The organism is Dyella sp. (genome assembly GCF_035277725.1).
Taxonomy (GTDB): Bacteria; Pseudomonadota; Gammaproteobacteria; order Xanthomonadales; family Rhodanobacteraceae; genus Dyella_B.
Genome location: NZ_DATEJY010000098.1, coordinates 1 through 11,741 on the forward strand (window position 1 = coordinate 1; position 11,741 = coordinate 11,741).

Genomic DNA, 11,741 nt, shown 5'->3' on the forward strand with positions numbered 1-11,741 from the left:
CGCGACGCCAAGTTCGGCATCTGGGCGCACTGGACGGCGCAATGCGTGCCCGAACAAGGCGACTGGTATGCGCGCAACATGTACCTGCAAGGCGATCCGCAATACGAGTATCACTGCCGCACGTATGGCCATCCATCCAAGTTCGGCTTCATGGAAATCGACCATCTATGGAAGGCCGAGCATTGGGATCCCGACGCACTGATGCGTCTGTATAAAGCCGCCGGCGCGAAGTATTTCGTGTCACTGGCCAATCATCACGACAACTTCGACAACTACGATTCCACGTACCACAACTGGAATTCGCTCAAGGTCGGGCCACACAAGGACATCGTCGGCGGCTGGGCCAGGGCGGCGCGCGAGCATGGCTTGAAGTTCGGCGTCAGCAATCACTCCGCGCATGCCTGGCACTGGTTGCAGCCCGCCTACGGTTATGACGGCGAAGGCCCGTTGGCCGGTGTCCGCTATGACGCAGCCAAGCTCACCAAGGCGGACGGACGCGGCAAATGGTGGGAGGGGCTGGACCCGCAGGAACTGTATACCGGCCCCAACATCGTGCTGCCGGACGGCATCCGCGGAGCAGCAGCCGTCAAGCGTTGGCATGAGGAACATGACGGCCTGTGGGAGGAAACCCCGCCCCCGCACAATCCGCAATTCGTGCAACGCTGGTTTCTCCGCTGCAAGGATCTGCTGGACAAATACCGGCCGGATCTTTTGTATTTCGACGATACCGGACTGCCGCTTGGCCAGGCCGGTCTCGACATTGCCGCCTACTACTACAACGCCAACCGCCAATGGCATGGCGGGCAGTTGGAAGCGGTGCTCAACTGCAAACGCCTGACGCCGGCACAACGTCATGCCGTGGTGGAAGACATCGAGCGCGGCGTCAACGAAGAAATTGCCGCCCTGCCCTGGCAAACGGATACCTGCATCGGCGATTGGCATTATTCGCGCGCGCGATTCGAAAACCACAGTTACAAGAGCGCGGCCACCGTCATCACGCGGCTGTGCGACATCGTTTCCAAGAACGGCAACCTGCTGCTGAGCATTCCGCTTCGCGGCGACGGCACCATCGATTCGGATGAGCGCCAGGTGCTGGAACAATTGGCAGCGTGGATGAGCATCAACGGCGAAGCGATCTTCGGCACGCGGCCTTGGCGCGTGTACGGCGAAGGCCCGACCAAAGTCGCCGCCGGCATGTTCCAGGAAGACAAGACACAAACCTTCACCGCGAAGGACCTGCGCTTTACCACCAAGGGCGATGCACTGTACGCAATCGCCCTGGACCATCCTGCTGCATCGCGCTTGACGGTGAAATCATTGGCGTCGAGCGTGGCCGGCAACGTGGAGCGCGTGGAAATGCTCGGCTCGGCGCAGCCGCTGCGGTTCAAACGCGATGCGCAGGGGCTAACGCTGGAATTGCCGGACAACGTGCCTGGAGAACACGCCGTTGCCTTCAAGATCATGGGACGTGGCCTGACTGCAGCTTCGTAGCGCCGCGCCTTTGTAGGCTGGGACGAAATCCCAGCATATATGAGCATGGCGATGCTGGGATTTCATCCCAGCCTACATGTCATCCCAGCCACGTCAGCAAACACACCGCTTCGATAAAGAGAACCAACCGCATGACACATTGGTTGAGACATACCTTACTGCTAACCCTACTGCTCGCTACGGCAAGCGTCGCCAGTGCGCAGGAAGTCGCCCCCACTCCACCCATGGGCTGGAACAGCTGGGATTCCTACGGCCTGACCATCGACGAAGCCGACTTCAAGGCCAACACAACGCAGCTCGCCACGTTGCATGCTTACGGCTGGACCTATGCCGTGATCGATGAAGGCTGGTACATGGGCAATCCGTTCGGCGACAAGCTGGAGCATCGCGACTACGCCATCGATGCGCATGGCTTGCTGATTCCTTCCACGAAACGCTTTCCCTCCGCCGCCGATGGACAAGGTTTCAAGCCCATCGCCGACTGGGTGCATGCGCAAGGCTTGAAGTTCGGCATCCATATCGTGCGTGGCATTCCCAAGCAGGCGGTCGAAGCCAATTTGCCGATTGCCGGTTCCAGCTTCCACGCGCAAGACGCCGCCGATACCACCGAAACCTGTCCGTGGGACGACGGCGACTATGGCATCCGCGACAACGCCGCGGGCCAGGCTTATTACGATGCGATGCTGGCGCTGTACGCGCATTGGGGCGTGGATTTCCTCAAGGTCGATTGCATTGCCGATCACCCTTACCGCATCAGCGAGATTCGCCAGATCGCGGCGGCGATCAAGAAAACCGGCCGGCCGATCGTGCTCAGCCTGTCACCCGGCCCGACGCAGCTTTCGCATGCCGCGGAGATTCGCCAATACGGCCAGATGTGGCGTATTTCCAACGACGTGTGGGATGGCTGGACGTTCGTGCACGAGCATCCCAACGATGATTTTCCGATGGGCATCCGCGATATTTTCGATCGCCTGCCGCTGTGGGCAGGGCAAGCCCGCGATGGCCGCTGGCCCGATGCCGACATGTTGCCATTCGGTGTGCTTGCACCACATCCCGGTTGGGGCGAGGCGCGCCATTCGCGTCTGACGCTGGATGAAGAACGCACGCAGCTGAGCTTGCTCGCCATCGCGCGTTCGCCGCTGATTCTCGGCGCCAATCTCACCAAGCTGGACGATGCCACGCGTGCGTTGCTGACCAACAAGGACGTTATCGCGGTCGATCAACATAGCCATGACAATCATCCGCTCGAACATCTGCCTTCCGGCTTTGAAAACGCGCGCGTATGGGTCGCTTCCGGCAAAGCCGGTGAGCGCTATGTGGCCGTGTTCAATCTGGATGACAAGCCGGCGTCATTGGAAACCACGTGGGAACAGCTTGGACTGGCTTCAGGCAAGCATGCCGCACGCGAGCTGTGGAGCGGCCATCGCCTGGGCGCATCCGATCGTTTGCGGATCCAGCTGCCGGCGCACGGCTGCCTGCTCTATTCCGTCCGATAGCAACGATTTTGGGGATTGGGGTGAGGCACCGCCGAACCCCAACATGCCATGGTCGTGATGCTGGGATTTCATCCCAGCCTGCGTGGGTATGCTGTAACCATCACGGGGCGAAACACGAACACCATCTAATGGCTTTCATTCCGGGATGAGCCTTTATGAATCGTCGACACTTTCTGCAAGTGATCGGAAGCCTGGCCGTCGCCACCCAATTGCCCCGGCCGACATTCGCACAAACGTACGGCGATCCCGAAGAGGTTTACGACAGGGTGAAGACATCACCCGATCTGCGGCTTTCGCTGTACGGCGGAAACATTGCGGTTGCCCTGGAGGGCGATTTCCAACCGCTGGACAAACATCGCATCGAAACATGGCTACGTCGCAGCGCGTCGGCCATCTCCGCCTACTTCGGCCGCTTTCCCGTCGACTCATGGCGCTTGCTCGTCTCCCCCGCCGACGGCAGCCGTATCGGCCCCGCCACCACCTGGGGTTATCCGGGCTCGGTCACGCATCTCACCGTCGGCCGCCATGTCACCGATGACGCCTTGCGCGACGACTGGGTGATGGTGCACGAAATGACTCATCTGGCGCTGCCACGCGTGCCGATGCGCAGCGAGTGGTTTATGGAAGGCAGCGCCACCTACGTCGAACCGATTGCGCGAGCACAACGAGGGCAGATCACGCCGCAGGAAGTGTGGCGATGGGCGGTGGACGATATGCCCAAAGGGCAACCCAGGCAGGGCGACGAAGGGCTGGATCACACGCATACCTGGGGCAGAACGTATTGGGGCGGCGCCATGTATTGGCTGCTCGCCGAAATAGCCATCTACAAGCACAGCAACGGCAAGTACCGCTTGCAAGATGCGTTACGCGCCATCAACCGCGCCAGTGGCGGAAACAAGGTTTTGTGGAGCGTGGCGGAGGTGGCCCAGGCGGGTGATGCGGCCGTCAAGGGCGATGCGCTTGCTTCGCTGTATGACCAACTCAAGGATCGGCCTGTCGTGATTGACCTTGATGGCATCCTCAAGCAATTGGGCATTTCAGAGCAGGATGGCGTGATTCGTTTTGATGATCGCGCGCCGTTGGCGGCGCTTCGCCGATCCATCTCCACGCTAAGAAATTAACGTACGTTGCCATGAAAGCACCTATCCCCCCGATCCGTCACCCCGGCGAAAGCCGGGGCCTAGCGACTTTTTCTGGGGTAGCTCAAAAGCAAAGACACTGGGCCCCGGCGTTCGCCGGGGCGACGGATCAGAGAGGACGCTCACTTTCGTGGCAGCCTACGCTCAATGCCCCCTATCGTCGGACCGCAGCTTCAACACCGCCATCTTCTCCACCTCTTCCCTGCCTTGGCGCGACAGATGCCCCCACATCACCACATGGCCAAAAACAATGATCTTTTTCCCGGGGGATAAACGCACCACCTGCCGGTTCGCCAGGTTCAACATCAGGCGATAACGGTGAAAACGAGGATCGCCGCGCGGCTCATCCGGAAAATCCTTCAACAAGATATGCGGCTGATCATCCACCAGCACCAACGCGGGTTCCTGGTAATAGTCGATGGCCACGCCGGCTTCGAACGTGATTTGCTCCGCAGTACCTTCGATATGAAACCGCGGCTCCAGCTTGTCCAACGGAATCAGCAGGCTGTTGGCGATGTCTTTTCGATGCTCCACCCGCTCACCCGAAAAACAGATGTAGGTGGAACTCAATCCGTCGTGCTGCTCCGCTACGTTCAAGGCAACCAGCACGATGTCCTTGCCTTGCCGGTAATACGTGCCGGGCAGCGCCTTGTCCGGCATGCATGCGTTGCACAGCTCGCCGATGGAAACCGGGTTGAACTTCATGGCCATGAATCAAGACCCCGATGCTCATACGCGTGCCGCCAGCATAATGCGATGCAGGCCCAACGCAAGGCGCGTCAATCGCGCACCATGCCAATCGTCTGCAACCAGGTATCGACCAACTTGGGCCATTCGGTAATCGGAAGCTGCGTGGGCCGCAAGCCGAACGCATGCCCGCCTTGCGCGTAGAGATGCATTTCCACCGGCACGTCGGCATTCTTCAGTGCAGCGTAATAAACCAGCGCCTGGTCCACCCCATCCACATGGTCGTCTTCGGCCTGCACCAAAAAGGTGGGCGGTGTTTCATGCGAGACAGGCACGTTGGCGTTGAAGCCATGCAGCGTGGTCAGGTGCCCAGGATAAACGGCGACGGCAAAATCCGGACGGCTGCTTTCTTTATCGGCGGCATCGATCGGCCTATATAGCTGGCGCTTGAAGTTGGTGCTGACTTCGGCCACCAGATAGCCGCCCGCCGAAAACCCTAGCACGCCCACCTTGTGCGGATCGATGCCCCACGCCGCAGCATGCAAGCGCACCAGCTTCATCGCGCGTTGCGCATCTTCCAGCGCCTGCACCGACGTTTCGTCATTGTGCGGACGGCAATCGCAATGCCAGTTATACGGTTCGCTCGGCACACGGTATTTCAACAGGACACAGGTGATGCCGCGGGAAGTGAGCCAATCGCAGACCTCCGTTCCTTCGAAATCGATCGCCAATATCTGGAAGCCGCCGCCCGGAAACACCACGATCGCGGCGCCGGTGTTCTTTCCCTTTGGCGCATACACGGTCATCGTCGGCTGCGACACATTGCTGACAACCATCACCGGTTTACCGGCAAGCAGCGATTTGCTCGTCTCGGCATATTCGGGACCCGGCATGGGTTTGGCATCGGGCGGCGTGCCGGGCCATAACGGTATTTGCGTATGTCCGTCGGTTGGCTGCCAAACGGCAGCATGGGCTTGCACACCCCCGCCTGCAAGCAACAGGCATACGATCACGATCCATGACTTCACGATGCTTCTCCACGTGCGAGGCAATCCCCTCGCCTATCCTGCACATCGCATCGGGCGGGCAACGGCCACCATGGTGGATTTTTTATCGCAGCACGTGGCTGGAATGACGAGCGAGAGCGAGAATGTAGGCTGGGATGAAATCCCAGCATGATCATGCATGGCGATGCTGGGGTTCGCACCCCAGCCTACGATTTCATCCCTGCCTACGTGTTCATCCCAGCCTAGGCATGGCTGCCTCACAACGCATCAAGCGGCAGCTTGAGATAGCGGATGCCATTGTCTTCCGGCGCGGGCAGCCACCCCGCGCACATGTTGACCTGCACCGATGGCAGCAGCAGACGCGGCATGGCCAATGTGGCGTCCCGCGTGGTACGCAACTGCACGAATTCCTGTTCGCTTACATCTTGGCGCAGGTGGATATTGTTTCGCTTCTGCTCGCCGATCGTCGTGGCGTGCTCATACGTGTCGCGCCCGGACGGTTTGTAGTCGTGGCACAAAAAGACGCGAGTGTCGTCCGGCAATTCGAATAAGCGGCGAGAAGACCGATACAGCACGGCCGCATCGCCGCCGGGGAAATCACAACGCGCAGAACCATAGTCCGGCATGAACAACGTATCGCCGACGAAAGCCGCATCGCCAATTACATGCGTCATGCAAGCCGGGGTGTGTCCCGGCGTATGCAGCGCGATAGCGTCGATATTGCCCAGGCGATAGCGTTCGCCATCCTTGAATAGATGACCAAACTGACTGCCGTCGCGCTGGAACGCGGCGCCTGCATTGAACAGGTCGCCGAACGCCATCTGCACGTCCACGATGTGCTCGCCGATGGCAATGGTTCCGCCAAGTTTCTTTTGCAGATACGGTGCCGCAGACAAATGATCGGCGTGCACATGCGTTTCGATCAGCCACTTCACCGATAGAAGCATGTCTTGCACGAAGGCCACGATGGCATCGGCCGATGCATGGCCCGTGCGTCCGGACGCCGGATCGAAATCGAGCACGCTATCGATAATCGCCGCCTCATGCGTTGCGGCGTCCCAGACGACGTAGCTGAAGGTATTGCTGGCCGCGTCGAAAAAAGCCTTGACCTCGGGAGATGTCATGTACGCGCTCCGTTAAAGACGATTGGCCAGCCCAAGCTGCGGCCATGCAGCGAACGGCTTAAGCCCTTTTCCCTTTGGGAAAGGGGGTGGGATGAGGGCACGCACCCTCTCCCGCCTGTCGGCATCTTCCCCCGAAGGAGGACGGTTCTTCAACGAAGCGTCTTCGCAAAGCGACACATCCGGCGGTAACGCAACTCCGGAATGTTGGAGTTCGCATTTCGCTCACCCCAACCTACATCAACCGTTTCCCAAAGCCGCCCTCGCTTCTTCCAGGAAGCGCTTGGATTCCTCGGGCGTGGAGAGATTCGAGCTGATCTGCTGCAACACCTGATCCAGATTGTCCGCGCTGGAAAAAGCCTCATCGCAGATCAGCGTACCGATGGGGCCCAGATATGTCAGCGTGACTTTTTCGACCACTTCGCGCGGGCTGGCCGCGCGGGGCGCAGGCGCGGCAACCGGTGCGGCACGCGGCGTTACAGCCGCATCCCTTTCGAAACCGCCAAGCAGCCATTGCAAGGCAGCTTCGCCCAGCGGCGTGCGGCTGGCGGAGGTATCGACCTTGCCCGGCTGAAACCGGGCGCGGGCGCCCGATACGTTGGCCAGTTGCTTGACGGCTTCGTCGCTGCGGTAGCGGCTGAACGTGACTTCATCCACGTGGCCGTTGCGCAACAGAATCATCGACGAATGATTGCTTTCGGTGGCGATGAAGAAATGACCCGACATCTTCTTCTGCACGAGCACCTGCAACTCGCGCAACACTTCGATCAACGGCCGAAATTCGCTAACCATGTTCGTTTCCTGCGGCTCAGCGTTTGGCAAGCCGTTCCATTGCCAATCGAACACTGTTGGACAGGCGCGCAATGGCCTTGGCCAAGGTGCCTATCTCGTCCTTGAGTTTTACTTCTTCGATGACGTTGTTCATTTTGCCCATGCTCAACGCATCGGCCACTTCGGTCAAGCGCTTGATCGGCTGCAACACCCGGCTCTGAATCAGAAAATACTGCAGGCCGAGCAACAGCGCGCAGATGAGCAAGCCGGCGAGACTGATCCAGATGGTTTGCCGGATGATGGCATTGCTGATGTCGCTATTGGGATAAGCCGCCACCAGGGTGAAGCCCCAGTTGGGCACGTCGCGCTTTTGCACCGTCCAGTCGGAGGGCTGCTCCTGGATGATTTTGTTGACGAAAGCCGGATCGGCGGCGGCACCCGAGCTGGAGTGGAAGCGCAGCTTGCCCTTGCTGTCGAGCAAGGCAATAAAGCCCGAATCGAGCACGCTGCTGTTGCTGATGACCTTGTCGAGCGCTTCCAGGTCGGTCTTGTAACCCACGTACCAAAGGCCGATGGGCCTGCTGCTCTTGCCGTCGTAGATCGGCTCATAGCCGGTCACGTAGGGCGAGCCAAGAATATCCACCACGCCGTAAAAGCTCAGGCCCTTGTGCATTTCCCCAATGACCTGGCCATGGGGATCGAGCATGGTACCCACGGCGCGGTCACCGTTGTCCTTTTTGACGTTGGTGGTGACGCGCACAAAATCATCGCCTGCCGCCGTAAACAGCGTGGCCGTGCCACCCATGATGGCCGTGACGCTGTCCACCACCTGGAATTGATTGCCCTGCGGCTTGCCGCCGAATTGCAAATCGTTGACCTGGCGACCGCCCACGCTAATGGGCTGGCCCACGCTCGGCGTTCCGAGTTCATCGGTTTCCTGGCGCAGCAAATGCATGGAGCTGCGTACGCGATCGAGCATGATCGAATGCGTCACGCTGAAAATACTGAGCAAGCCGCGGCTCTGGTTCTCGATCGCGTTTTGCGCTTGCACGCGCACACGGTTGGCTTCCACCCAGGCCAGGGCAATGACGGTCGTAATGACCGCAGCCATCACCAAAGCCAGTACGGGCAATAACAGGCGAGCCCGCAATGAATCCTTGAACATCCAAATTCCCCTTAAATGACGCCCGGCAACGCAGGCCGGTTAATGCCGCATGGACTCGCTGTCCAAGGCATCGACATGATGTGTTTCCGCGTGAGCGTTTCGAAATCGTTCCTACGTAGGCAACCGGCAGCGCTCTCCCGCTCCGCCATAATGGAGAACGCCCGAAGCTTTTGCCCCATGCAAAGGATGTTGGAACGGAAGAAAAATGAGGATAGCAGAAGAGGCCAAAAACAAGTTATTTCAGGACAGTGACACATGCGACGCAGCTGGCAAAACATGCAATGCGTCAGTCCTTACGCGTCAGCCGCATGCATGACGCCGTGCGTGTAATGAGGCTGCAATAATTCCCCCGGCGCGATCAGTCGATCACAGGCCATTCGTAACGGGCGATGGTTCTTCTGGCCGGCACCGGTGAAGCCGCATGCTGCTTGCGCGAACGCTTAATCGCATCCATCGCAGCATCGGCCTTGTTCAGCAGTGCCTGGGCGTTGACGCAACCCAGCTCGGCCACCGTCACGCCCACGCTGGCACCGTCATAATCGATCAGCGCCGCATCCAGCTTGAAGCGTCCGCGCACCGCGCTCTGCAACCGCTGCGCCAGCGCGGCAGCGGCCTGGTTCGCACTGGCCCGCTGCTCCCTGGCCAATATCACGAATTCATCGCTGCCGATCCGCGCCGCCATATCGCCATCGCGCAACATCCGCCGCAGACGCTTTGCCACCGTCTGCAGAAACTGATCGCCCACCTCATGCCCGTACCGGTCGTTGATCGGCTTGAAATCATCCAAGCCGATAAAGGCCACGATCAACGCCTCGCCTTCCGGATGCGAGGCAAGACGCCGCTGCATCTCTTCCAGCAACGCCCGTCGATTGGGCAATTGCGTCACGGCATCGGTCAACGCCATCGCCGCCAGGGTACTGTTGGCCTGTTGCAGCGCTACCACCAGCCGCTCCCGATCGACCTGCTGCCCGATCAATTGCGCGAACAGCGCCAGCGCATGCGTCGCCATATCGGAAAGCGGCCTGCGCTCGTTGCTGGCCGCGCACAAGGTCCCAAACAGCTCCCCGCCCTTTTCGCGCACCGCGGCGTTCGCATAGGTCACGACACCCAGCGAATGGGCGATCCCGCAGTCGCCCCAGTAGTTCGCGATGTCGTCGGCATAGAACCGCCGCTGATCCAACGCCCGCTTGCTGAGCGTGTCCGCCCAGGGTGTCGACAAGCCTTCCGGAATGGTCAAGCGATGGGTGTTGCGGGCATACAAGACATGCAGCACACCCGCCGGCTCATCCAGCCGCGTCAGATACGTCGACTCCATCCCCGTCACCGACTGCAGCAGCTCCAGCAACGGCCGCGCCAAGCCCTCCAGCGTATGCGCATGAGCGATGGTGGCAGCCAAGGCACCAAGGAGGTTGGATGGAAGGGGCGGGCGGATGACTTGGCTCATATGTCAGGAATATCGGCATATGGACGATGTTCTGAAGTTGGCGGATGGCAGCGGGGCGCTCGGAATGGATGCCTGGGCGGTTTATTCATGCGCGCCATTTATTCATGCGGGTTATTGCTGGGGGCTAGGGCGCGGTGGAATGGGGATTGCCTGCGGCGCTTTCGGTCCCTAACAGGCTGTTGAGAAACACCCCATCGAATCAACAGCTATAAACTCCATCTATTGCTCTACGGCTTCGCTCGCGCCTGGCGTGTCATTCCCCGAATGCTAGATGCACGTTTCCTCAGGTCGGCGACGGATTCCACCAACCGCCAAGGCCGCCCAGGCGAACCAGGTTATAGGCAGCAAAGTTCCACGCCACGTAGCCCTTCACTCGGGCAAGACCGACCAAGGGCAGTTTGCGCAAGCTGCCGATGGTCTTAACCCATCCAAAGCCCTGCTCGATCCGCTTGCGGATCTGCTGGCTTATCGCATATCCCTTACTACGCGCCGTGCGCCCGTCAATCGCACTGCGACGACCATTCGTATGGCGGGCGATATGCGGCTTGATCTGCCGCTCGCGTAACGCTTGGACAAACTCTTGCGTGTCATAGCCCTTGTCCGCACCAAGAGTATTGCCGCGCGAAAGATGCTCATCAACCAACGCTAACGCACCCTCGCGCTCAGCGGTGCCCGTCGCCACGCGCACGTCGATGCCCACGATCAGGCCATTGCGATTTTCCATCAAGCTGTTCGCTTGATAGCTGAGTTTGGCCTCCTTGCCTTGGCCTTTGCGCATCAAGCGGGCATCCGGATCGGTGCTGGAGGCGTGTGTGTCGTTGCTGCGCGGCTTGCCGCGAAAATCCCCGTCATCCTCGTCGCTGCCATCCTTGGACCGAAAGCTTTTATGCGACGCCCACGCTTCCAGTAGCGTGCCGTCCACCGAGAAGTGATCGTCGCTGACCAGATCGCCCACCCGCGCCAGCAGCACGGTGTTGGCGAAGAAGGCTTGCGCGATCGCCTCATCGAACAGACGGTCGCGATTGAACGAGAACGTGGAGTGATCCCATACTGGATCGTCGATGTTCAGACCGACGAACCAGCGAAACAGCAGATTGTAGTTCAGCTGCTCCATCAGCAGCCGTTCGCTGCGCACGCTGTAGAGCACTTGCAACAAGGCTGCGCGTAGCAGGCGTTCGGGCGGGATCGATACGCGCCCGATCGGGGCATAGCGTGCCGCAAGCAGCGGATCGAGTTGCGACAGAATGGTATCGACAAGGATCCGTAAGGTGCGGATGGGATGATCCTTCGGCACACGTTCCTCCACCGACACATACGAGAACATACCCAGCTGTTGCACATCCAATCCGCGCACCATCAAACCCTTGCGATTGATACTGGCTATGATTGTGCCAAAGCGGATGCGTTTCTCAACAGCCTG

General features: G+C 59.8%; 10 protein-coding genes. 3 read left to right on the forward strand and 7 right to left on the reverse strand.

Going from position 1 to position 11,741, the window contains the following annotated elements:
- From VJR68_RS08855 to VJR68_RS08865, 3 genes are all read left to right on the forward strand, one after another.
- Positions 1-1,491 (forward strand): alpha-L-fucosidase (locus VJR68_RS08855; protein ID WP_324147312.1); only part of this gene is annotated, 1,491 nt, incomplete at its 5' end.
- Positions 1,492-1,622: 131 nt separating this feature from the next.
- Positions 1,623-2,987 (forward strand): glycoside hydrolase family 27 protein, encoded by a 1,365-nt coding sequence (locus tag VJR68_RS08860; protein WP_324147313.1) that lies wholly within the window; start codon positions 1,623-1,625, stop codon positions 2,985-2,987.
- Positions 2,988-3,142: 155 nt separating this feature from the next.
- Positions 3,143-4,108 (forward strand): hypothetical protein, encoded by a 966-nt coding sequence (locus tag VJR68_RS08865; RefSeq protein WP_324147314.1) that lies wholly within the window; start codon positions 3,143-3,145, stop codon positions 4,106-4,108.
- A gap of 162 nt (positions 4,109-4,270) precedes the next feature.
- Here the strand turns inward: VJR68_RS08865 and VJR68_RS08870 are convergent, their stop codons facing one another.
- From VJR68_RS08870 to VJR68_RS08900, 7 genes are all read right to left on the reverse strand, one after another.
- Complete coding sequence (locus tag VJR68_RS08870) at positions 4,271-4,837, reverse strand: hypothetical protein (protein WP_324147315.1); 567 nt, start codon at positions 4,835-4,837, stop codon at positions 4,271-4,273.
- A gap of 68 nt (positions 4,838-4,905) precedes the next feature.
- Positions 4,906-5,841, reverse strand: a complete 936-nt coding sequence (locus VJR68_RS08875; RefSeq protein WP_324147316.1) for an alpha/beta hydrolase — start codon at positions 5,839-5,841, stop codon at positions 4,906-4,908.
- A gap of 236 nt (positions 5,842-6,077) precedes the next feature.
- Positions 6,078-6,944: an MBL fold metallo-hydrolase gene (locus tag VJR68_RS08880; protein ID WP_324147317.1), complete on the reverse strand. Its 867-nt coding sequence runs from the start codon at positions 6,942-6,944 to the stop codon at positions 6,078-6,080.
- Positions 6,945-7,181: 237 nt separating this feature from the next.
- Positions 7,182-7,733 carry a hypothetical protein gene (locus tag VJR68_RS08885; RefSeq protein WP_324147318.1) on the reverse strand — a complete coding sequence of 184 codons (552 nt, stop codon included), beginning with the start codon at positions 7,731-7,733 and terminating at the stop codon, positions 7,182-7,184.
- A 16-nt stretch (positions 7,734-7,749) separates the two neighbouring features.
- A complete protein-coding gene (locus VJR68_RS08890) occupies positions 7,750-8,877 on the reverse strand; it encodes a Cache 3/Cache 2 fusion domain-containing protein (RefSeq protein ID WP_324147319.1) in 1,128 nt (375 codons plus the stop codon).
- 358 nt (positions 8,878-9,235) lie between these two features.
- Positions 9,236-10,321, reverse strand: a complete 1,086-nt coding sequence (locus VJR68_RS08895) for a sensor domain-containing diguanylate cyclase (RefSeq protein WP_324147320.1) — start codon at positions 10,319-10,321, stop codon at positions 9,236-9,238.
- Positions 10,322-10,604: 283 nt separating this feature from the next.
- Positions 10,605-11,675 carry an IS5 family transposase gene (locus VJR68_RS08900; protein ID WP_324147321.1) on the reverse strand — a complete coding sequence of 357 codons (1,071 nt, stop codon included), beginning with the start codon at positions 11,673-11,675 and terminating at the stop codon, positions 10,605-10,607.
- Positions 11,676-11,741: the final 66 nt, after the last annotated feature.